This is a genomic window from Campylobacter concisus (assembly GCF_902460715.1).
GTDB lineage: Bacteria > Campylobacterota > Campylobacteria > Campylobacterales > Campylobacteraceae > Campylobacter_A > Campylobacter_A concisus_AK.
This window is the reverse complement of record NZ_CABPUX010000001.1, coordinates 232,387-255,004: the sequence shown is the minus strand read 5'-3', so window position 1 is coordinate 255,004 and position 22,618 is coordinate 232,387. Positions and strand designations below refer to the sequence as shown.

The following is a 22,618-nucleotide window of genomic DNA, read 5'->3' as shown; positions in this document are numbered from 1 at the left end:
AGCTAAAAATGGCAGATAAAGCTTTAGAAACGGTCTTTTTAAATGGCGAGTTTTTGCCAAAAGATGAGGCAAAAGTTAGCGCGTTTGATAGAGGATTTATATTTGGTGATGGAATTTATGAAGTAGTACCTGTGATAAATTCAAAAATGGTCGATAAAGAGGGCTTTTGGGCGAGATTTGAGAGAAGCTTAAATGAGATAGATATAAGCCTGCCTTACGAAAAAGAGAAATTTGAAGCGATCTTAAATGAGATGATCGCCAAAAACGCCTTAAAAGAGGGCGGAATTTACATGCAAGTAACAAGAGGCGTGGCGTTTAGAAATTTCTATTTTATGGAAAATTTAACCCCAAGCGTCTTCATCTTTTGCTACGAGAGTGAAATTTTAAACAACCCAGCTGCAAAAACTGGCATAAAAGTGGTAAGCGTCGAGGACATCAGGTGGAAGAGGCGCGACATCAAGTCGATCTCGCTTCTAGCTCAGTGCTACGCTAAAAATGAGGCTCACAAAAAGGTCGCAGACGAGGGCTTTATGGTAGAAAACGGCTTTGTCACAGAGGGCTGTAGCTCGAGTGCTTTTATCATCAAAGATAAAACCCTCATCACCAAGCCACTTTCAAATGAAATTTTGCCAGGGATCCGCCGTATGAGGCTTTTAAGGATAGCTAAAGATATCGGTCTAAAGATAGAGGAGCGTAAATTTAGCATGGACGAGGTTTACGCGGCTGATGAAGTCTTTATCTCGGCTGCTACGCTCATCCTTTTGCCAGTCATCTATGCTGACGGCAAGGCTATAAACGGCGCAAAAGTGGGTGAAATTTCAAGCAAACTTCGTGAAATTTATGCTAGCGAGCTTTTAAAAGAAGCTGGGCTTTGAGAGAAAAGGTCTTAATAAGCGCTTGTCTTGCTGGCATAAACTGCAAATTTAACGGCGAAAATAACCTTTTGGGTAGTGGCATTTTGGATGAAATTTCAAAAAAATATCATCTGCTTTTTGTCTGTCCAGAGGTGTTTGGCGGACTTAGCACGCCAAGAGATCCAGCTGAGATGAAAGATGGCTTAGTCGTCACAAAAACAGCTAAAGATGTGAGCGAAAATTTTAAATTTGGGGCTGAAATTTGCCTAAAGATAGCTAAGCTAAATGGCTGTAAAAAGGCTATTTTAAAAGCTAGAAGCCCAAGCTGTGGGAGCGGGCAAATTTATGATGGAAGCTTCACTAAAAGGCTCATTTTAGGCGACGGCGTAGCGGCAAAACTACTAAAAGAAAATGAAATTTTAGTTTTTAGCGAAGATGAGATAGGGCAGCTTGATGTTTGAGAGGCTAAAAGATAACGTCTGGCTCGAGGTCATCTTTAAATACATCATCTTGCTGCTACTTTTTGTCTGCGTGGTGGGGCTTTTTGTAAGCGGCGTGCTCTTTTTAAAGGGAGAGATGAGCGAAAATTCGCTAAATTTGCACATTTTCTTTGGCTTTAGCTTGGTTGTTTTAACTATCATTCACAGCTACGTTAAGAAGAAAAAGCTAAAAAAGCTAAGTCTTGAGTTTAAAAATATCTTAAAGCACAAGCCAGTGCAGATGGACTGCAACACGACAAGATTTTTAAACGCGCTAAATGATGTCAAAGTTGGGGAAATTTCAAAGAAATTTGGCTCAGACATTGCAGAAATTTTAAGATCAAACGATATAAAGGTCAAAGATCAAAACGAGACGATGAGGCAAATTTGCAAAAATAACGATGAAAAGATGTTTTATATCTTTGTTTTGATAGTAGAAGCTATATTTAAGGATAAGGAAGAAATTTGAAAAAAGGTATATTTTTAGCACTTAGTGTTGCTTTGTTTTTGGGTTGTTCGCAGACAACAAAACCAGAGCCAAACAAGCAGCAAAATGCCCTGCCAGATGAAAATGTTTATAAGCCAAATGAGCGCATCAGCTTGCTTGAATTTGAAGTAAAACAAGACGCCTCGTCGCTACCTCAAAATATGCAAAGTGCGAGTTTTGCTCAAGATGAAATTTTAAAAAGAAGGTTTAAAGTTTTTACTCTAAGAGGCGTGAAATTTAACCCAAATGACGCTTTTTGGGCGTTTAATGTATATAAACCAAGCGAGAAGAGAAAGTATTTTGGCTCAAATTTTAGGCAGATACCTCAAAGCTGGTTTGACGCACAAAAGGACAATGCAAATTTCGCTGGCTTTTTGCAAATTTCAGCTTACGCTCTAACTTCTGCAAACACAGCTGTAAGAAATTTTCCAACCGACGAGCCGATATTTTTAAACCCGCAAACCCCAGGTGAGGGCTATCCGTTTGATTATTTGCAAGAATCCACCCTGAGCATCGCTCATCCGCTCTTTGTATCGCACCTCTCAAAAGATAGGGCGTGGGCGTTTGTGAGTGATGATGCGGTTTGGGGCTGGGTGAAGGTTGAAGATATCAAATTTATAAGCGATGAAGAGGCGCTTGCCTATCAAAAATCAAGCTTTGTAACGATAAAAACCGACAAGATGCCAGTTTATGACAAGGGCGGAAACTTTTTGTTTTACTCACGTGTCGGCGCGATACTGCCAGTTTTAGCGCAAGATGACAAAAACTACTACGGCAAAATTTATGTAAGAAATATGCTTAGGGAGTTTGTCCTCCCAAAGTCTTTTAGTGCCCTTTTCCCACTTAAATTTAATGACTCAAATTTAAAAACAATTCTTAGCTCGCTTCTTACTCAGCCTTATGGCTGGGGCGGGGTGGATAAGCTAAGAGACTGCTCGCTTTTTACAAAAGACTTGCTAGCAAGCTTTGGCGTGTGGTTACCTAGGAACTCAAGGGCGCAGGCAAATATGGGAGAAAAGATCAATCTAAAAGGCCTTAGCAACGCTGCAAAGAGCAAAGAGATAAAAGAAAAAGGCGTGCCATATCTCACGCTCGTGCATCTACCAGGTCACATCATGCTCTATGCTGGATACAAGGGCGATGATATCTACGTCGTGCATGATGCTTGGGGACTAAAGACTGCAAATAATGGCCGTGCGCTAATTGGAGCGACCGCGATAACTACGCTAAACATCGGACAAAACAGAAGCGACATACAAAGTGCAAATTTGCTTATCTCTAAGGTTGATTCTATAAATGTGATGAGGCCTGAACAAGGGATGCTAGATAAGGCTAGAAAGATCTCGGCTTTACAGCGAGCTTATGGCGTAAAGATCGAAGAAAATTTGGTTAATTTTAGTGATGGCACGAGTTTAGTCTATGATGATTTTAAACAAAAAGATGAAGAGTGCAGCGCTGGGGCTGATATAGAGGATATGAATGCACTTGATTACGCTGCGTTTTCGCCACTTAGCGCGGCTTTAAGTGATGCTGGTAGATGCAGAAACTACGAGCTTTTAGGCAAAATTTATGGCTCAAGTGAGAGCGCGGTAAAAGCAAATTTAGTAGATGTTATCTGGCTAAAAGATTTTTTAAATTTGCCTTTAAAATTTAACTCTAAAAATGGCGCTGCAGCTGCCTTGCAAGAGGTGAGCAATGAGCTAAACGAGATGGTAAAGAGCGATCCAAATTTACTTCTGTACCTAAAAGATCCAGGCGGGACATTTAAGTGGCGCATCATCGCTGGCACAAACCGCCTAAGCGCGCACAGCTACGGCATCGCGATCGATATAAATGTAAAAAAGAGCCACTACTGGCAGTGGAGCAAGAGCTATGAGAATTTGATCCCTGAAAAGATCGTGCGAGTATTTGAAAAGCATAAATTTATCTGGGGCGGACGCTGGAAGCACTTTGATACGATGCATTTTGAGTATCGCCCAGAGATGTTTGAGTAGATGAAAGATCAAATTTTAGAAATTTTATCTCGCTCAAATGTCTTTTTAACTGGCGGCGGCGGTGTTGGCAAGAGCTATCTAACCGCCTCCATCATCAGACACTACAAAGAAAATTTTAAAAATGTCGTCATCCTTGGCTCAACTGGCATAAGCGCTGTTAGTCTTGGAGGCGTGAGCTTGCATAGCTTTTTTAAATTTGGCTACTGCAAGGACTACGAGGAGCTAAGACGGCTTGACTACCGCCAAAAAGATAAGCTAAGCAAGCTACGAAATATGCTAGACGCTTGCGATCTGCTTGTAATAGACGAAATTTCGATGGTTAGCTCAAATGTTATGGAGATGATAAGATACCGCTTGCTTACATCTAAATTTAAAGGCAGGGTGCTTATAGTGGGCGACTTTTATCAGCTGCCACCCGTGCAAAAAGAGCAAAATGAGAGCAAACTTTTTAACTTTTTATACGCTTTTAACTCCAGTGCGTGGGAGGATATGAAATTTACAAATGTTGAGCTTTTGCTCTCAAAACGCACAAATGATCTTAAATTTTATGAAATTCTCTCTCGTCTTAGAGTTGGCGAGCTAGATGATGAGATGATTGCCTACATCGAGAGCTTGCGAGTGGGAGCTATCGAGCCAGATAGCGAGACTAGTGTGCTTTTTGGCAGAAATGCAGAGGCTGAGATGCTAAATCAAAAGAGGCTTCTCGCACTTAACACTCCGCTTGAAATTTCAAACTCGGACGTGCTTGTTATGGATGAAAATTTAGATAAAAAAGAGTTTGAAAAGTGGGCAAACACGCTAAATATCTCGCGAAATTTGGAGATGAAGATAGGGGCTAAGATCATCTTTACTTCAAATAAATGGGGTGAATACTACAACGGCGAGCAGGGCAAGATCATGCAAATTTTAAAAGAAAATGGCGCCATTTCAAGTGTGATTGTGCAAAAAGATAGCGGCGAGATATGCGAGATAGAAAAGTGCGCCTACAACTTTTGCGCGCTAAATTTAAACGAAGACGAGATCGAAGAGAACGTGCAAGCCTCGCTTTATCAGTTTCCATTTAAGCTAGCCTATGCGCTAACTATCCACAAGTCTCAAGGCATGAGTATAAATTCGCTCATTTGCAACATCAACCACATCTTTGCCAAAGGACAGCTCTACGTCGCACTTTCTCGAGCGGTAAATCCTAAAAATTTAAAACTTTTTTATGATAAGAAAAGTGATTTTAGGCAGCATTTAAGAAAAGTGGTTAAAATTGACGACGAAGTTAAGAAATTTTACCAAGAAAACGTATTTTTGCATATTAAGGAGAGTTTATGAAAAAGCTATTTTTAAGCCTTGTTTTTGGCGTTTTTGCATTTGCAGATGTGCTAAAAGTGAGTGACTTTCAAACAGATATCTACTCAAAAGCTGGACAAAATTTAACAAAAAAGATAAGCATGAACCTTGAAGTTGTCGGACGTGACGTGGAGGAGAACGAAGCTTACGTGCTTGACTCGCTAAACGTCGTTGTTGGCAGCTTTTACGTGGAGGACATCCTAACCTCAATGGGAAAAGAGAAATTTAAAGAGCTCTTTATGAAATATGCAGCCAAAAAACACTCGCTTGACATCGACGACGTGCTTATTTTAAACATCAAAGTGATAAATAATTTGGAGCTAAGCGAGATCATAAAAGCGATAAAAAGCCAAAATTTATGCTCTGATCCAAGCGTAAATGAAGATGTGATGACAAAGTCAGAGAAGAAGAAAAAAGGCAATGAGATCATCGTCGCACCTGATCCAAACGATGTGGTGCAAAAGCCTATTGATCTAAATAATGTGCAAGAATTTGGAAAAGACTTCGGAGAGAAGTGAGTAAATTTGGCTAAAAGCTAGCCAAATTTATTGATTTACGATGTCGTAACCTTGTGGGATGACTGGAGTTAGCGTCTCTTTTGGGATGAGTGCGTCTTTTACAGGGTTACTTAAGGTTATCTTTATCTTATTTGAAAGCTTGTCTTTATAGTCAATCGTCGTTGGAAGCGTGTTTTTGATCGTTATAAAGTATTCAACTCCGTCATATATCGCCTTATAAAGTGTAGGCTGAATTTGCTCTGCGTGGGCCAAAACCTGCGTCAAATTTGGCGTGTCATCTAGTCTTGAAATGATGGCTTGCTCAAGCTCATCTTCGATCACGACCACCTTGTCTTTGTCAAAGTAAATTCTCTTTGGTGTTGGACTTTCATATATCCAAAGCGCTGTGTTGTCGTTTTTAGCGTAAAATCTACCCTTATAATTTACACTTTTACCCTCGCTAAAGACGGTTTGCGTAAAGTCACTTTGCAGGCTTTTAAAATTTAAGCCAGCGCCAAATGAGCAAACTGCGACAAGAGAAGCTATCAAAAATTTTCTCATTTTTTATCCTTTTTTGGCGTATTCTAGCCCAGTTTAATTAAATAAATAGTTAAACTATGCTAAGATCCAAAGTTTAAAAATTTAGGAAGGTAAAGTAATGATTTCATCGGTATTTAGAAAGATTTTTGGCACGAAAAACGATAGAGAAGTCAAAAAATATATAAAACGTGTGGCGCAGATAAATGCGCTAGAGCCAACTTACGAGAAGATGAGCGACGATGAGCTTAAGATCAAATTTAACGAGCTTAAAGCCCAAGTCGTCGAAGAGAAAGTCACTTTAGATCAAATTTTAAATGATGTTTTTGCGATCGTTAGAGAGGCTAGCAAAAGGGTGCTTAAGATGCGCCATTTTGATGTGCAGCTAATCGGTGGTATGGTGCTAAACGAGGGCAGGATCGCTGAGATGAAGACGGGCGAGGGTAAGACCTTGGTTGCGACTTTGCCAGTTATCTTAAATGCGATGAGCGGTAAGGGCGTGCATGTAGTTACCGTAAATGACTACCTTGCAAAGCGTGACGCGACGCAAATGGGCGAGCTTTATAACTTTTTAGGCTTAAGCGTAGATGTGATACTAAGTGGCGGATACGACGATGAAGTAAGACAAGCTGCCTATAACGCTGACATAACATACGGCACAAACTCAGAATTTGGCTTTGACTATCTGCGTGATAATATGAAATTTGAAGCTGGTCAAAAGGTGCAAAGAGGCCATAACTTCGTCATCGTTGACGAGGTCGATAGTATCTTGATAGATGAGGCTAGAACGCCACTTATCATCTCTGGTCCAACAAACCGCACGCTTGATGGCTACATAAGAGCCGATCAAGTCGCAAAACAGCTTACCAGAGGCACTCCAGCTGATCCAAATGTGCCAGGCTCAAAGCCAACTGGGGATTTCATAGTAGATGAAAAAAATAGAACGATAATGATCACAGAAGCTGGCATAAGCAAGGCTGAAAAGCTCTTTGGAGTTGAAAATTTATACAACCTTGAAAACGCCGTGCTAAGCCACCACCTAGATCAAGCTCTAAAGGCGCACAATCTCTTTGAAAAAGATGTTCATTACGTTGTAAAAGATGGCGAGGTTGTCATCGTTGATGAATTTACAGGACGTCTAAGCGAGGGCAGGCGCTTTAGCGAGGGACTTCACCAAGCACTTGAGGCAAAAGAGGGCGTGAAAATTCAAGAAGAGAGCCAAACGCTTGCTGATACAACATATCAAAACTACTTTAGGATGTATAAAAAGCTTGCTGGTATGACTGGTACGGCTCAGACAGAGGCTACTGAGTTTTCTCAAATTTATAACCTTGAAGTTATCTCGATCCCAACAAACGTGCCAGTTAAGAGGATCGATCAAAACGACCTTATCTACAAAACTCAAAATGAGAAATTTAAAGCTGTCATCGACGAAGTTAAAAAGGCTCACGAAAAGGGTCAGCCAGTGCTTGTGGGAACTGCAAGTATCGAGCGCAGTGAGGTGCTTCATGAGATGCTTAAAAAAGCAGGCATCCCACACTCTGTGCTAAATGCTAAAAACCACGAAAAAGAGGCTGAGATCATCGCACAAGCTGGTGTAAAAGGTGCTGTAACTATCGCTACAAATATGGCCGGACGTGGTGTTGATATCAGGATAAATGATGAGGTGAGAGACCTTGGCGGTCTATATATCATCGGCACAGAAAGGCACGAGAGTAGAAGGATAGATAATCAGCTGCGTGGCCGTGCTGGACGTCAGGGCGACCCTGGTATGAGTAGATTTTACCTAAGTTTAGAGGACAATCTTTTAAGGATTTTTGGTAGCGACCGCATAAAAGCGATCATGGATAGGCTTGGTATCGACGAGGGCGAAAGTATCGAGAGCCGAATGGTGACAAGAGCTGTTGAAAATGCTCAAAAGAAGGTCGAGAGCTTGCACTTTGAGGCTAGAAAGCACTTGCTTGAGTATGACGACGTGGCGAACGAGCAAAGAAAGACTATCTACAAGTACCGTGACGAGCTACTTGATAAGAGCTACGATATGAGCGAAAAGATAGCTCAAAATAGGGTTGAATACGCTACAAATTTACTTGATACGGCTGAAATTTTCCATGGCGGCTTGAAAGATGACTATGACATTAAAAATTTATGCTCTATCATCCTTGCAGATTGTGGCGAAGAGATCGACGAGAGCGAGCTAAAAGGGCTAGAGTATAATGAGCTAGTAGAGAAAATAGCGCAAATTTTAGAGGTTAGATATAACGAAAAGATGAGCGTGCTAAATGAAGAGCAAAGAAAAGATATAGAGAAAATTTTATATCTTCAAGTGCTTGATAATGCGTGGAGAGAGCACCTTTATCAGATGGATATCCTAAAAACTGGCATTGGCCTTAGAGGGTATAATCAAAAAGATCCGCTAGTTGAATATAAAAAAGAGAGCTACAATCTCTTTATGGAGCTAGTTGGTAGGCTAAAAACTGAGAGCGTTAAGACGCTTCAAGTTGTTAGATTTAAGAGCCGTGAGGAGCAAGAAGAGCAAGCTAGGATGATGCTAGAAGCTAGCCAAAATGCTGAAAATGAGCCCCTAAGCTATAATAACCAAGGCGAAGAAGAAAATTTCACGCCTGAAAAAAAGATACCAAGAAACGCTCCATGCCCTTGCGGAAGCGGTAAAAAATATAAAGATTGCCACGGCAAAAGTGGCCCTAAAAAAGGCATATTTGCTTAAAATTTCTACTTTTAAGGCGCCAAAGCGCCTTAATCTTTTAAAGGCTATTTGATGACAAGCTTACCAAAGTACCTACTTTTTAAATATTTAAGATTTGATAAAACTCAGCCATTTATCGCTCTAAGCGCCTTGCTCGCCTTTCTTGGTGTTAGCATAGGTCTTATGGTTTTAATAGTTGCGATGGCGATCATGAACGGATTTGATAAAGAATTTGAGCGCAAACTTTTTACGATGAACTATCCTATAACCGTTCAAAGCGCTTTTAAAGGATCGATCGATGATGGCTTTGTAGATGAGCTAAAGGCTAAATTTAGTGATCTTAAATTTAGTCCATATATCAGCACGCAGGTCATTTACCGCTCGGCAAATGCGCTTGAAGGTGGGCTAATTTATGGCGTAAATTTTAAAGATGAAAAGCAGATAAATTCAGTTGTAAATGAAGCTTTGAAAGAAAAAGAGCTAGAGGGCTTTGAGATACTTGTGGGAAGTGGCATAACGAGTGAGTTTAGACTAAGAAACGATGAAAAACTAACGCTTATTTTTACAAAGGCTGATCCAGCTGGCTTTTCGCTAACGCCAAAGATGAAGCGCTTTGATATCGGCGGCTCATTTACATCTGGGTTAATCGCCTATGACAAGGCATTTTCATATACTTCGGTTGATGCATTAAGGAAAATTTTAGACTACCCAAAAGGCGTTTATGATGGAATTCACATCTTTTCAAGTAAGCCATTTGATGATATAAAAAGGGTGCGCGAGGGGCTTCTAGCTGGCACGGTTGCTATTGGCTGGTGGGAGCAAAATGGCAACTTTTTCTCAGCGCTCGCACTTGAAAAAAGAGCGCTTTTTATCGTTTTGATGTTAATTATCCTTGTGGCGTCGCTAAATATCATAAGCTCACTACTAATGACCGTGATGAACCGCAGGCAGGAGATCGCCTTGCTTTTAGCGCTTGGTGCTAGCAAAGGCGAGATAAAAAGAAGCTTTTTTTATCAAGGGTTAGTTATCGGCGGAGGTGGCATTATATTTGGCTTAGTGCTTGGCTTTTTGGGGCTATTTTTACTTGGAAATTTCAACATTATAGACCTGCCAGCTGACGTCTATGGCTCAAGCAAACTACCGCTTGAACTCTCAACCATCGATCTTGTGCTTATCATCGTTGGAGCTGTATTTATCGTGGCTATCTCGTCTTACTATCCAGCTAAAAAAGCCACAGAGGTAAATGTCCTTCAAACTTTAAGAAATGAGTAAAGCCTAGAAAAACTAGGCTTTAAATTTAATTTTAAAAGCATATTATTGGCTAATATGCTTTTATTTTAATTTGTAATAAATTCTATTTTTTATCTTTTGATAGTTCTTTAATTTTTACTTCTTTCTCATTAAGACTAGCATTGATGTTTTGACCAGACAAATTTTTAGCTTCTTATTGTTTCTTATATAATCAAAAATATTGCTAATAGTTTTATCAATTTATTTAAACGAACTTAAAAAGCGTGTTTTAAGAAGCTAAATTTACTACGCTCTTACGTCGTGGTCGATCTTGCACTGAAGAGCTTCGTGAACAAGGGTTTTTGCCATGACGCGCTCCTCGCTTATAAGGTGGAAATTCTCGCCTAGCTCGCCAAAGATATCTTTGTTGCCCTCGCCATTTGCTTTGATGATCGTTTGGATATTTGCTCCGTAGTCTTTGATCTTTTGCGCGATTAGCTCAACTCTTTGCTCGTTATTTACAGTTATGATGACAGCGGCTGCGTCGTCTAAGCAAGCGTTTTCAAGAGTGTTGCTTTGAAGCACATTTCCTAAAAATACATTTTCCCCGCGGCTTCTGCCAAGCTCAACTAGGCTGATGTCGTTATCAAGCACGATGTATAAAAGCTTTGTCTCTTTTAGCCTTAAAACGACCTCTTGACCGAGCCTATCATAGCCAAAGACTACGATGTGATTTTTTAGTTTTTGTGGTTTTAAGGTCTCGTTTGACTCAACTACCACCTCACGCTCTACAAGATCAGCTAAAACATCAAGCTTTTTAAGTATAAAAGGTGTTGCAAACATCGATATGACAGAGGCTGCGATGAAAATTTGAGCTGTTTGGACATCAAGTAAATTTCTTGTAGTCATCAGCCCAAAGACAGCCAGTGCAAATTCGCCGATCTGGCAGACGCTAAGTGCGGTCTTAGCAGCTACCCTGCGTTTTAAGTAGATATTTAAAACAGCAAAAACGACGATGGCTTTTACGACCATTATGCTAAAGACTAGACCTAGAACTAGCCAGATGTTTGAGAGCACGACTACAAAATTTATCTGCATGCCAACGGTTATGAAAAATAGTCCAAGAAGCAGATCTCTAAAAGGTATGAGATCGACCTCGATCTGGTGCTTATACTGCGTCTCTGCCATCATCATGCCAGCTAAGAATGCACCAAGAGAGTATGAAAAGCCAAAGAAGTGAGCTAGCGTGCTAGCGCCAACGACTAAAAAGAGGATCGTGGCTATAAAGACCTCTTGAGAGTTTGTCTGAACGACTTTGTAAAATATCCAGTTGATGACATATTTGCCGAGCAAAAATAGCACAACGATAAGGATGACCGCACTCGTAAATGTTTTTAATAAAAGCTCATTTATCGAGGCATCTTGCGAGCTAAACATATCTATCATAAGCAAGATCGGGATGACGGCGATATCTTGAAATAGCAAAATTCCAAGCGCCTTTCTACCATAAATTTTACTCACATCGCCGTTGTCATTTAGCGTTTTTAGCACGATCGCAGTTGATGATAGAGCAAAGGCAAGACCAGCAATAAGCGCTGTCTCGTCCTTTAGATGAAGCGCGTAGTAGAGCATCATGCCCATCACAAAGCCACTTAAGCAAACTTGCAGACCGCCATTTAGAAAGACCTCTTTTTTCATGCTCATCAGGTGCTTAAAGCTAAACTCAAGTCCGATCGTAAACATCAAAAATGCGATACCAAATTCCGCTATATGAGAAATTTCATCGTTGCTTTTTAGGTTGAAAAATTCTGATATAAGCGTGCCGGTTACGATGTAGCCGATGATGGTTGGTATCTGAAATTTCTTAAAAATGACATTTAACGCGACTGAGATCGCAGCGACAAGCAAGAAGCCTTCTAAAATTTGTTCCATATATTATTTTTTGCCTTCGTAAAATACAAGATCAAAGCTACTTTTTCTCTTTACTAGCGATCTTTTGGTGCTAGTTTGACTGGTAGCTTCGTGTAATTTTTTATTTAAATCATCAATAGTTGCTTCTAAATCGTCAATTTTCTCTTTTAGCTGAAGTATCACATCAACACCTGCTAAATTTACACCAAGCTCACGGGTCAAATTTAGTATCGTTTTGACGCGATCAACGTCTTTTTGTGAGTAGAGCCTCATCTTACCATCTGTTCTTGAGGGTTCAACTAGTCCCTCTCTTTCGTATTGTCTTAAAGTTTGTGGATGTATGCTTAAAACCTTTGCTACAACGCTTATTAAAAAAAGTGGTTCTTCATAATTTTGCATTTTTTACTCCGGTAATTTTTCTTTTAACTCTTTTACTAAGCCTTCGTCAAGCTCACTGATATTTGGAAGTTTTACCCTAGCTTTTAAGTAAAGATCGCCATAAATTCCGCTCTTTCTGTTTTGCACGCCGTATCCTTTCAAGCGGATCTTCGTGCCTGTTTTTGAGTTTTCAGCGATCTTTATCGTGACATCTTTTTTATATGTATGCACATTTATCTTACCGCCAAAAAGCATAGTTTTTAGTGGAATTTCTACATCTTTATAAAGATCATCACCAACTCTTTCATACTCGTCGCTTGGCTCAACGCTAATGGCAAGTATGAGATCGCCAGTTTGACCGCCAGCACTCTTGCCTTTGCCTTTTATGCGAAGTTTTTCGCCACCTTCTATGCCGCTTGGGATCTTTATCTTGATGCTTTCGCCATTAAAATTTATCTTGTGTTCGCCGCCAGTTACAGCCACGTCAAATGGTATAGAAATTTTAGCATTTACATCTAGGTCAGCTCCTCCAAAGCCAAATCCGCCTCCGCCAAAGCCTTCAAATCCTTCAAAACCTCCGCCAAAACCTCCGCTAAATTTAGCGCCGCCTCCGCCAAAGCCGCCTGAGAAGATATTTTTCAAGATATCGTTTAGATCGCCCATATCGGCCGAGCCTCTGGCAAAGTCGTGGAAATTTTGACCGCCAAACATATTATCGCCATATTGATCATACTGGGCACGTTTTTTCTCGTCGCTTAAAATTTCATAAGCAGCGTTTATCTCTTTAAATTTATCCTCTGCACCAGGGTCTTTGTTGATGTCTGGGTGGTACTTTCTAGCAAGTTTTCTATAAGCTTTTTTTATCTCGTCGCTTGATGCGCCTTTTGAAACTCCTAAAGTTTCATATAAGCTTTCGCTCATATATTCTCCTTATGTTTTTTGACACGGATTATATCACAAAACTTTAGTCTATGCAAGTCAAGTTTATTTTTATTTACAAAGGAGAAAAAAGCGTTAAGATTTTATTTTTAAGCTCTATTTATAATTTCAAGACATTTTCAATTTAAAGGAAAAAAATGAAAAAATTTATGCTAATTTCATTAGCAGCGGCTTCTTTGCTAATGGGAGCTGATATTAAATTTAACGAAGCAAACCAAGATGTAACTAGAGTTTCGCCGTTAAGCGATAAAAATAGCGTGCTCTCATACTACGACTCTATCGCTCAGGCAAAACTTTCAGTAGTAAATATCTCGACTACAAAAACAGTAAGCAATGCGGGTATCGAGCAGATGTTTAATGATCCGTTTTTTAATGAATTTTTTGGATTTAACTTTGCAAAACCAAAAGAGAAAGAAAAGACAACCTCTCTTGGCTCTGGTGTCATCATCTCAAATGACGGCTACATCGTTACAAACAACCACGTCATCGAAGATAGCGACCAGATCGTTGTGACCTTGGCTAAGGGTGGCAAGGAGTATAAAGCGAAGCTAATAGGTAGCGACCCAAAAACCGATCTAGCCGTTATAAAGATAGAGGCAAATGGGCTAAATGCGATAACATTTGCTGACTCGTCAAAGCTACTTGACGCGGACGTAGTCTTTGCCATAGGCAATCCTTTTGGCGTAGGCGAGAGCATCACTCAAGGCATCGTTTCAGGGCTAAATAAAGATGATATCGGACTTAATCAATATGAAAATTTCATCCAAACAGACGCCTCTATAAACCCTGGCAACTCAGGTGGCGCTTTGGTTGATAGCAGGGGCTATTTAGTTGGTATAAACTCAGCCATACTTTCAAGAAGTGGTGGCAACAACGGCATTGGCTTTGCTATACCATCAAATATGGTAAAAGATATCGCTAAAAAGCTGATAACTGACGGCAAGATCGAGCGTGGATTTATCGGCGTTACGATTGCAAATTTAACTGATGAGCAAAAAGAGCTTTACACAAATAAAGAAGGCGCTTTAATAAGTGGCGTAGAGCAGGGCATGCCAGCAGATGAGGCAGGGCTAAAAAGAGGCGACTTGGTTATTTCAGCAAATGGCAAAGCTATCAAAAATGCAAATGATCTTAAAAATTTTATCGGCTCGCTAACTCCAAATAGCAGCGTTGATATAACTTACGAGCGATCAAATAAAATCATGAATACAAAAATCAAGCTTGTAAATATGGATCACAACGCAAAAGATGCGACAAAAAGCGTCATCATCGAAGGTCTTAGCGTTAGTAATCTAAGCGATGAGATAAGATTTAAGTATAAGATCAGCCCAGACACTCAAGGCGTGCTTGTAACTGACGTAAAATCTGGCTCAAAAGCTGAAGACTTTGGCTTTGAAAGAGGCGATGTGATCGTTCAAGTTGGCGAAGAGAGCATAAAAGATATTCAAACATTTGCAAGCACAGTTAAAAACGCAAAAGGTAAAAAGACGCTAGTGTGGATAAACCGCGGTGGCATCATGCAAGGCCTTGTTATAAAATAACTACTTAAGAGCTGAAATTTCAGCTCTTAACTCTTTTAAATTTTTAAAACCTTTATCTGCTATAATCCTTAAAAATAAATTTACAACAGGAAAGATCATGACTAGAATTTTAATGATAGAAGATGATATGGAGCTTGCTGAAATTTTAACTGAATACCTAGAAAACTACGACATAAAAGTGACGACGGCTGAAGAGCCATATATCGGACTATCTACCTTAAATACGAGCGAATTTGACCTAGTAATACTTGACCTCACTCTTCCTGGCATGGACGGACTAGAGGTGTGCAAAGAGATAAGAAAAAAGCACAACATCCCTATCATCATCTCAAGTGCAAGGCACGATATAACAGACAAAGTAAATGCCCTAGATAACGGCGCGGATGATTATCTACCAAAGCCTTATGACCCACAAGAGCTTCTTGCTCGCATAAAAAGCCATCTAAGAAGGCAGAGCATAGCCCCTGCAAATGAGGCAAGAAATTTAAACAAAGACTTGGTTTTAAAAGAATTTGAACGAGAAATTTTATTTAAAGGAAGCGTGCTAAATTTAACCGCAGCGGAGTATGACATCTTAAAATATCTGCTTCAAAAAGAGGGTGGAGCGGTCACTAGAGAGGAGCTCATCTACAACTGCGAGAGCATAAATGAAGATAGCTCAAACAAAAGTATCGACGTCATCATCGGCAGAATTCGCCAAAAACTAAATGAAAATCCAAAAGAGCCAAAATACATCCACGCGATCCGCGGCATCGGCTATAAGTTGGTCCTTTGATGCCAAGATCTTCTATATTTATCACGATAACATTTATCTTTGGGCTTGCGCTCGTTTCGATATTTCTAGCCTTTTTGTGGCTCATGGGCTTTGATAAACAAAACTACACAAGAGAGCTAAATAACAAATACTCAAACGTCGCTAGGACAAATTTGCTCTACATGGGTGGCATCATAAACAAAGCTCAGTACGACCGCCAGCTCTCAAACATCGACATGCCAGAGATCACCGCTAAAAATGAAAAAGAAGAAATTTTAAAAAATGCAGCCGTTTTAGAAGAAATTTCAAGCGATCTAGGATCAAGTGCTATCTTGCTTTATGATAAGCATCACTATTTAAAGATCGAGCATTTAGACGAGCTAAAGCTTTTGATGGATAAAGAATTTCAGCCTTACAGATACGAGGTGATAAAGGCCGTGTTTTTGGTGGTTGCGGTCATTTTGCTTGCCGCTTATATCTTTGTCATCTATAAGATAAAGCCGCTTAGAAAGCTAAAGCGTCAGATCGTGAAATTTGCAAATGGCGAGCTTGACGGCGTGCAAAATGTCGGCAACGGCAAGGATGAAATTTCTGAAGTTTCAGAGGCATTTTATGAGGCAGTTTGTCAGATCAAAGCACTAAATGACTCAAGGCATCTTTTCTTAAGAAATATCATGCATGAGCTAAAAACGCCTATCACAAAGGGGCTGATCGCCGCTCAAATGATAGAAAAAAGTAAAAATCAAGAGAGGCTCATCTCCGTCTTTCACAAGCTTGAAAATTTGATAAACGAGCTTGCAGCAATCGAGCAGATCACTTCAAAGATAGGACTTACAAATAAAACGCCTTGCCTTATGAGAGATCTTATCGATGAGGCTATCGATATAGCGATGGTTGAAAAGGAGCATGTTGGCATTAGCGAGCTTGATGAGGTTAGGGTGATGGTTGATTTTAAGCTATTTTCAGTAGCTATAAAAAATATGATAGATAATGGTATAAAGTATTCAACCGATAAGCACGTAAATATCATGGTTAGCAAGGATCATATGAAATTTATAACTCAAGGCGAGAAGCTAAAAAATGACCTCGACTTTTACATCCAGCCTTTTATAAAAGGTGAGGATGCACAAAAGAGCTTTGGTCTAGGTTTATATATAGTTAGCAACATCCTTGAGGCTCATGGACTAAAATTTGGCTATGAATACAAAAATGGAATGAATGTCTTTATTTTTGAAAATTTACAAGATATAATAGCGGCGTAAAATCAAAACCGCAAAAAAGGAGTGTAAAAATGGCGGCAAAAATCTTCTCGGCAGTTGATATTTTATCAATAATCGATCTTGAGATAGCTTTTATAAAGCGATACAAAAACGTAAAGGACTATGCGAAAAATTTATCTTTGATATATTTTTCTTTGCCAAATAGTAAAGAATATGGCGAAATTTTTGAAAAAATCCTAAGACAAACAGACGTTGTCATAAGAGAAAACGAACACTACGTAGTCGTGCTTCACGGCACAAACGAAAGAGGCGCTAGCGAGCTACTAACTGGCATACAAGAGTTTTTAAACGCTGAGCCGATCGATCTAGTAGTTACCTATCCAAAAGATGGAAAAGACGCAAAAGAGCTTGCTATAAAACTTCAAGATGAGATAAAAGATAACTACGGTGTCTTGCTTGAGATGCTTGTAAATCAAGATAAATTTGAAGTTTTTGAAAGTATAATTTAATATAATTTTGTGGAGTTTATTTGGAGAATTTACTACTATTTTTTGCAGTTTTGCTTATAACTAGCATTCTTTTAAGTAAGATCTCTGATAAATTTGGAATTCCATCTTTAATAATATTTTTAGGCGTTGGCATGCTAGCTGGCTCAGACGGCTTGCTGGGTGTAAATTTTGATGATCAAGTAATCGCTCAAAATGTCGGTATGCTGGCACTCATATTTATACTTTATGCTGGTGGGCTAGATACTGATTTTGCAGCGATTAAGCCTATTTTTGGTAGAGGTTTAGCGCTCGCTACACTTGGTGTTTTCTTAACCGCGCTAGCTATCGCTCCAGTTGCAAAATATCTGCTTGATTTTACCTGGGCGGAGGCCTTTTTGCTAGGCTCCATCATCTCTTCAACAGATGCAGCAGCTGTTTTTGCCATACTAAGAGCTAAGAAAATTTCACTTAAAAATAGCATTGCACCATTGCTTGAGTTGGAATCTGGCTCAAACGATCCAATGGCGATATTTTTAACTATGACGATCATTCAAATGATCTCACTAAATAGCACTCCAAGTGCGTCTGAGTGGGCAATTACACTGGTTAAGCAGTTTGGCATAGGTATCGCTATGGGCTATTTATTTGGCGTTGCTTTGCCAGCCATTTTTAATAGACTTCGCCTAAAAAACTGGGGTCTTTATCCAGTTTTTTCTATCGCTTGGATATTGCTTTTATATACGCTTTGCTTTAAAATCGGTGGCAATGGCTATTTGGCTGTCTATATAGCTGGAATTTTTATAAACAAAAAAGAGTTTTCTCATAAGAAAAATTTAGTCGGTTTTCACGACGGTATCGCTTGGACGATGCAGATAGTTGTCTTTTTGACGCTTGGCCTTTTGGTAAATCCCTCACAACTTCCTGCAACTGCGCTGTTAGCGCTTATTTTGGCATTATGGCTTATGTTTTTTGCAAGGCCACTTGGTGTTTTTGCATCGCTTGCATTTTCAAAATTTAAGATAAATGAGCAAATTTTTATCTCTTGGGTTGGGCTAAGAGGCGTCGTGCCAGTCGTGCTAGCTACCTATGTTTATGTAGATGGCATGCGTGATGCAGATATGATTTTTAACATTATATTTTTCATGGTTTTGATCTCGATTTTGATGCAGGGCATGTCGATCGGCTTTGCGGCTGATAAATTTAAAGTAAAAGAGAGTGAGCAAGAGGATGTTAAGGCAGTAGAAAACTCTCCGATCTTAAGCTACACACTTCACCAGCACACCATTCACGATGGCTCAAAACTAATTGGCAAAGATTTGGCTCAGCTTGAGCTTCCAACTGAGTTTTTAATAATCTTAATAAAGCGTAAAAACGAGTATCAAAAGCCAACTGGCTCAACAATCTTTGAAGAAAATGATCTGTTGCTGATACAATGCGAAAATCAAGTGCTTTATCAAGATACGATTAAGTATTTGACTTATTAAAATTTTGATAAAACTTGCCACATTTCATTTCTCTTTGTAAATTTTAAAACTTTACTCGCTTGCCTTAGCAGACTACTAAATTTAGGCTGCACTTCGTTTAGCACTAAATTTAGAGCCGTGATATGCTCGCTCATAAATTTTAAAATTTACTAGAATTTCAATAAAACGCATGCAGTGCGAAGCACTGAGGCATGCACCTCTAACGTCGTCGGGGTTAGGGGATTGTTAAGAGGGAGCTTCTTTGCTTCGCAAGCTCGCAACTGCAAGCAGACCGTAACCCGAGTCCCCTTGTCTCCCTTTTGAATAAAAAGAATTTACAAATTTAATAAAGCTGTCTTTGCAAATTTTAAAATTCCATTCACTCGCAAGAGTTGGCTACTAAAATTTGACTTCGCTTGCAACTTAACTCAAATTTTAGAGCCGAACCAAATCCGTTCAGTCTCGTTTTATTTTGCTTTTTATAAAATCACCAAAACACTAGCAAAATGGGAGGCAAAAATGCTTGATGATATCATCCTTGCTGTCTTAGTATATTTCGCAACATTCTTATTTATGTTTTTTATACTCGCCTTTTTTGCATTTTGGTATATAAGCGTGCCGCTACTTGTCATCTACATCGTTATAAAATTTATAAGGCAAGCAAAAGAGTGTGAGAGGATATGCGGCAAGCTTGAGTAAATTTTAAATTTCTAGCCCAAAATGAGCTAGAAATTTCTTTATTCTAAGGCTTGGGCTAGGTCGGCTATCAGATCCTCGGCGTTTTCAAGACCTATGCTAACTCTTATCAGCTCTTTTGTGATGCCAGCTTTAATAAGCTCTTCGCTGCTTAGCTGCTGGTGAGTTGTCGAGGCTGGGTGTGTGATGAGCGACTTTGTATCGCCGATATTTACTACGATCTTAAAGAGTTTTACGCGCTCTAGCATCTTTTTTGCGCGCTCAAAGCTATCAGTCTCAAAGCAAAATAGTCCATTTGCCATGCCATCTTTAAAGTATTTTTGAGCCTTTGCGTGATCTACGTTGTCGGCAAGCCCTGGGTATGCCACACTTTTTATATGCTTGTGAGAGTTTAGAAATTTAGCCACTTTTAGCGCGTTTTGCGAGTGTCTCTCAACCCTAACAGCAAGCGTTTCAAGCCCTTGTATGAGCTGCCAAGAGTTAAACGGAGAGATCACAGCGCCGATGTCGCGCACGATAGCAAGCCTCATTCTTAGCGTGTAGATGTCAAAACGATCGGTCATATCAGCATATACGATGTCGTGATAGCTCGCATCTGGCACGTTAAAGTGCTCGTATCTCTTGTTGCCTTTTAGTTTTTCGTTTAGGTGATTTGCACTTACTACGACACCTGCTAGACTAAGACCCTGACCGCTCATATATTTGCTAGCGCTATGCACGCAAACATCGACGCCGTGGCGAAGTGGCTGAAAGATGATAGGCGTTGGCACGGTGTTATCAGTGATACTGATGATGCCATATTTGTTTGCGATTTCTACTATTTTTTCGATATTTGGGATAGAAATTTGCGGATTTGAAAGCGTTTCAAAAAATATAGCCCTAGTTTTTTCGTCTATCAAGCCCTCCAGATCATCAGCTGTGTCGCTGTCAAAGACCCTAGCCTCTATGCCAAATCTCTTTAGCGTGTGCGTAAAAAGCACTGTCGTGCCGCCATAAATTTTCTTAGCGATGATGATATTATCGCCAGCTTGGGCTAAATTTATGATGCTGTAAAACAAAGCTGACTGACCGCTTGCAGTCGCTATCGCAGCGGCTCCGCCCTCTAGTGCAGCGACCCTTTTTTCAAAGATATCTGTCGTTGGGTTGCTAAGTCTTGTGTAGATGTAGCCACTATCTTTTAGATCAAACCTAGCAGCCGCGGTCTCGGCACTTCCAAAGTCATAAGCCGTGCTTTGAAAAATAGGCACAGCCATCGTGCCAAAGCCCTCGTTTGTGTCGTAGCCTACGTGGATCGCAGCGGTTTCTTGCTTCATTTTTGCTCCTTGTTTGGTAATTTTTACGTAAATTATACATTAGCAAAGCCAACATTTAGGGGATAAAATCAAATTTTGATATAATTTGCCAAAAAAAAGGAAAAATTTGAACCAAGTCACGGACAAATTTAAGCGTGTAAAATATCTTCGTGCGCTAGAAAAATTTGCAAAATCAGCGATAAACGGGCTAAAAAGAGATGACTTTGACGAGACTGAGTTTCGCCAAAGAGTGGAGAAAAACGCGAAAGTCATCGAAAAAGTCGAGGCTGTATATCTTGACCAGCCATACTCAAAGGCGCTAGAAAATTTTATAAATTTGCTTATCAAAAATGCCTCCAAAGATGAGCTTTTAAAGGCGGCAAATCTACTTGATAAGCTAAAAAATCAAAAGACATATAAGAAAGAAAAGCATAAAAATAAATTTAAGGATGAGGATTGAAAGTAGTTATTTTTGATATGGATGGCACGGTGATCGATAGTGGCGAGGCGATATATAAAACAGTAAATGAAGTAAGAGATGAGCTAAATTTGCCGCCACTTGAAAAAGAATTTATCATAAAAGCGATCAATGAGCCAGGTAGAAATTTAGCCCTTGAGTTTTACGGCATCGACACGCCAAGCAGGAGCTTAAAAGAGGGCTTTGAAGAGAAATTTAAGAAATTTTACGATGAGTGCGCGACTACCTATGATGGTGTAAAAGAGCTTTTGCAAAAGTGCAAAGAGGCTAAATTTAAAGTCGTTTTGGCCAGCAATGCACCGCATGATACGCTAGAGAAAATTTTAAAGAAAAATGAAATTTATGAGTTATTTGACGAGGTCATCGGTGCTAGCAAGGAGATACCGCAAAAGCCAGATCCTGCGATGCTTCATTTGGCTGTTCAAAAAACTGGAGCCAGCAGGGCGGTCTTTGTTGGAGATAGCCTAAAAGACGAGCTTGCAGCCAAAAACGCAAATATGCCTTATGTGCAAGTTTGCTGGGGATTTGGCGAGGAGAGCAAAACAGCGACTTATAATGCCAAAAATGTCAGCGAAGCTTGGGAGATAATATTAAATTTTTAACTTAGTTTTAATTGGCTATAATCTTAAGAAATTTTCAAAGAAACAGCGATGATAGATATATTTGAGGGCAGTGCGAGGGATAAATTTTATGACATTTTGTTTAACGCAAATGCCGTTTTGGTTAAAAACGAGATAGATAAAATTTTTGAGAAATTTGTAGCTATGAGTGAGCTTTGCGAAAAGCATGGCGTTAGTGAAGATGAGATCAGAAATTTTATACTCTCAGAGCAAGATAAAATTTATAACGGAGTAAATGACCTATATATCGAGCTTAGCGGAGAAATTTTAAGCCAAAATGAGTAGAATTTTTGCGCTCATTGCTTTGCTAGCCGCTCTTCTTTTTGCAAAAGAGCCAAATTTTGACCCAAATTCGGTCCATACGTTTGAGCTTAAAAAAGATGAGTGGGCGCGCGTCTTTATAACCGAGAAAAAAACTCAAAAAGTTGAAACATTTGACTTTCGTTGGACGCTATTTGATAGTACAAATATCACTGTGCAAAGTTTTTTTAGGCGCTATCCAAGACAGATGGTCTTTTCGCTAAGACATGGGCAAGATACCTACATGCAGCGAGTTTTGCCTGATTTTATGATGCCGCCAAACGAGAGCGTGAGCCTTTATATATCATTTATTGATTTTAAGGATAAAAAGGCGCATTTTAGGGTGGCGCTGCTAGATGAGAGCAAGCGTGTGGATGTGGGTTTTAGAGATCCGCACGAGGATAAATAGAAGGAT

Annotated in this window: 22 protein-coding genes and 2 pseudogenes; 19 read left to right on the top strand and 5 right to left on the bottom strand. The window is 39.7% G+C overall.

The window, feature by feature from the left end; all coding sequences use genetic code 11:
* The first annotated feature begins 8 nt into the window (after positions 1-8).
* The 6 genes from F3G91_RS01210 to F3G91_RS01185 are packed head-to-tail and all read left to right on the top strand — an operon-like array spanning position 9 to position 5,670.
* On the top strand, positions 9-875 hold the full coding sequence (locus F3G91_RS01210) for a D-amino acid aminotransferase (RefSeq protein ID WP_149700443.1): 867 nt from the start codon (positions 9-11) through the stop codon (positions 873-875).
* On the top strand, positions 872-1,315 hold the full coding sequence (locus F3G91_RS01205; RefSeq protein ID WP_149700442.1) for a 2-thiouracil desulfurase family protein: 444 nt from the start codon (positions 872-874) through the stop codon (positions 1,313-1,315). Before F3G91_RS01210 ends, F3G91_RS01205 begins: the two co-directional genes overlap by 4 nt.
* On the top strand, positions 1,308-1,802 hold the full coding sequence (locus F3G91_RS01200) for a chemotaxis protein (protein ID WP_149700441.1): 495 nt from the start codon (positions 1,308-1,310) through the stop codon (positions 1,800-1,802). Before F3G91_RS01205 ends, F3G91_RS01200 begins: the two co-directional genes overlap by 8 nt.
* Positions 1,799-3,814: a bifunctional C40 family peptidase/M15 family metallopeptidase gene (locus tag F3G91_RS01195; protein ID WP_149700440.1), complete on the top strand. Its 2,016-nt coding sequence runs from the start codon at positions 1,799-1,801 to the stop codon at positions 3,812-3,814. Before F3G91_RS01200 ends, F3G91_RS01195 begins: the two co-directional genes overlap by 4 nt.
* Positions 3,815-5,134 carry an ATP-dependent DNA helicase gene (locus F3G91_RS01190; RefSeq protein WP_149700439.1) on the top strand — a complete coding sequence of 440 codons (1,320 nt, stop codon included), beginning with the start codon at positions 3,815-3,817 and terminating at the stop codon, positions 5,132-5,134. It abuts the gene before it with no gap.
* The gene (locus F3G91_RS01185) at positions 5,131-5,670 is read left to right on the top strand and encodes a hypothetical protein (RefSeq protein ID WP_149700438.1); all 540 of its coding nucleotides are present in this window, start codon (positions 5,131-5,133) and stop codon (positions 5,668-5,670) included. The genes F3G91_RS01190 and F3G91_RS01185 overlap by 4 nt, the downstream gene beginning before the upstream one ends.
* A gap of 27 nt (positions 5,671-5,697) precedes the next feature.
* On the opposite strand, the gene lolA is transcribed toward F3G91_RS01185, so the two are convergent.
* Positions 5,698-6,210: a LolA-like outer membrane lipoprotein chaperone gene (lolA, locus tag F3G91_RS01180; protein ID WP_087578679.1), complete on the bottom strand. Its 513-nt coding sequence runs from the start codon at positions 6,208-6,210 to the stop codon at positions 5,698-5,700.
* Between the two features lie 97 nt (positions 6,211-6,307).
* On the opposite strand from lolA, the pseudogene secA reads away from it, so the two are divergent.
* The 3 genes and pseudogenes from secA to F3G91_RS01170 form a co-directional block, all read left to right on the top strand.
* Positions 6,308-8,704 (top strand): annotated as a pseudogene (secA, locus tag F3G91_RS01175) (preprotein translocase subunit SecA); the annotation flags it as partial.
* Between the two features lie 108 nt (positions 8,705-8,812).
* Positions 8,813-8,914: pseudogene (locus tag F3G91_RS10665) on the top strand (SEC-C metal-binding domain-containing protein); the annotation flags it as partial.
* Positions 8,915-8,965: 51 nt separating this feature from the next.
* Complete coding sequence (locus F3G91_RS01170; RefSeq protein ID WP_149700436.1) at positions 8,966-10,165, top strand: ABC transporter permease; 1,200 nt, start codon at positions 8,966-8,968, stop codon at positions 10,163-10,165.
* 264 nt (positions 10,166-10,429) lie between these two features.
* On the opposite strand, the gene F3G91_RS01165 is transcribed toward F3G91_RS01170, so the two are convergent.
* The 3 genes from F3G91_RS01165 to F3G91_RS01155 are packed head-to-tail and all read right to left on the bottom strand — an operon-like array spanning position 10,430 to position 13,333.
* Positions 10,430-12,055, bottom strand: coding sequence for a cation:proton antiporter (locus F3G91_RS01165; protein WP_149700435.1), 1,626 nt, complete (start codon positions 12,053-12,055; stop codon positions 10,430-10,432).
* Between the two features lie 3 nt (positions 12,056-12,058).
* Positions 12,059-12,433 (bottom strand): heat shock protein transcriptional repressor HspR, encoded by a 375-nt coding sequence (locus F3G91_RS01160; protein WP_002940240.1) that lies wholly within the window; start codon positions 12,431-12,433, stop codon positions 12,059-12,061.
* A gap of 3 nt (positions 12,434-12,436) precedes the next feature.
* Entirely contained in the window at positions 12,437-13,333 is an 897-nt protein-coding gene (locus F3G91_RS01155; protein ID WP_009293707.1) for a DnaJ family protein, read from the bottom strand.
* Positions 13,334-13,488: 155 nt separating this feature from the next.
* Between F3G91_RS01155 and F3G91_RS01150 the strand changes: the two genes are divergently transcribed.
* The 6 genes from F3G91_RS01150 to F3G91_RS01125 all read left to right on the top strand — a co-directional run bounded on the left by F3G91_RS01150 (position 13,489) and on the right by F3G91_RS01125 (position 19,516).
* Positions 13,489-14,892 (top strand): Do family serine endopeptidase, encoded by a 1,404-nt coding sequence (locus tag F3G91_RS01150; RefSeq protein ID WP_149700434.1) that lies wholly within the window; start codon positions 13,489-13,491, stop codon positions 14,890-14,892.
* Between the two features lie 97 nt (positions 14,893-14,989).
* On the top strand, positions 14,990-15,667 hold the full coding sequence (locus tag F3G91_RS01145; RefSeq protein ID WP_002940190.1) for a response regulator transcription factor: 678 nt from the start codon (positions 14,990-14,992) through the stop codon (positions 15,665-15,667).
* The gene (locus tag F3G91_RS01140) at positions 15,667-16,908 is read left to right on the top strand and encodes an ArsS family sensor histidine kinase (protein ID WP_103575996.1); all 1,242 of its coding nucleotides are present in this window, start codon (positions 15,667-15,669) and stop codon (positions 16,906-16,908) included. Before F3G91_RS01145 ends, F3G91_RS01140 begins: the two co-directional genes overlap by 1 nt.
* 29 nt (positions 16,909-16,937) lie before the next feature.
* Positions 16,938-17,375 (top strand): nucleotidyl cyclase domain-containing protein, encoded by a 438-nt coding sequence (locus F3G91_RS01135; RefSeq protein WP_002940300.1) that lies wholly within the window; start codon positions 16,938-16,940, stop codon positions 17,373-17,375.
* 20 nt (positions 17,376-17,395) lie between these two features.
* The gene (locus F3G91_RS01130) at positions 17,396-18,838 is read left to right on the top strand and encodes a potassium/proton antiporter (RefSeq protein WP_103650212.1); all 1,443 of its coding nucleotides are present in this window, start codon (positions 17,396-17,398) and stop codon (positions 18,836-18,838) included.
* Positions 18,839-19,336: 498 nt separating this feature from the next.
* Positions 19,337-19,516 (top strand): transformation system protein, encoded by a 180-nt coding sequence (locus F3G91_RS01125; RefSeq protein WP_103650213.1) that lies wholly within the window; start codon positions 19,337-19,339, stop codon positions 19,514-19,516.
* A gap of 38 nt (positions 19,517-19,554) precedes the next feature.
* On the opposite strand, the gene F3G91_RS01120 is transcribed toward F3G91_RS01125, so the two are convergent.
* Positions 19,555-20,826, bottom strand: coding sequence for an O-acetylhomoserine aminocarboxypropyltransferase/cysteine synthase family protein (locus tag F3G91_RS01120; protein ID WP_103650214.1), 1,272 nt, complete (start codon positions 20,824-20,826; stop codon positions 19,555-19,557).
* Between the two features lie 106 nt (positions 20,827-20,932).
* Between F3G91_RS01120 and F3G91_RS01115 the strand changes: the two genes are divergently transcribed.
* From F3G91_RS01115 to F3G91_RS01100, 4 genes are read left to right on the top strand one after another with little or no spacing between them, the layout of a single operon-like run.
* Positions 20,933-21,265: a hypothetical protein gene (locus tag F3G91_RS01115; RefSeq protein WP_054196491.1), complete on the top strand. Its 333-nt coding sequence runs from the start codon at positions 20,933-20,935 to the stop codon at positions 21,263-21,265.
* Positions 21,262-21,885, top strand: coding sequence for an HAD family hydrolase (locus F3G91_RS01110; RefSeq protein WP_149700433.1), 624 nt, complete (start codon positions 21,262-21,264; stop codon positions 21,883-21,885). The genes F3G91_RS01115 and F3G91_RS01110 overlap by 4 nt, the downstream gene beginning before the upstream one ends.
* Before the next feature lie 48 nt (positions 21,886-21,933).
* On the top strand, positions 21,934-22,188 hold the full coding sequence (locus tag F3G91_RS01105; RefSeq protein ID WP_107856093.1) for a DUF2018 family protein: 255 nt from the start codon (positions 21,934-21,936) through the stop codon (positions 22,186-22,188).
* A complete protein-coding gene (locus F3G91_RS01100; RefSeq protein WP_149700432.1) occupies positions 22,181-22,612 on the top strand; it encodes a hypothetical protein in 432 nt (143 codons plus the stop codon). Before F3G91_RS01105 ends, F3G91_RS01100 begins: the two co-directional genes overlap by 8 nt.
* The last annotated feature ends 6 nt before the right edge of the window (positions 22,613-22,618 follow it).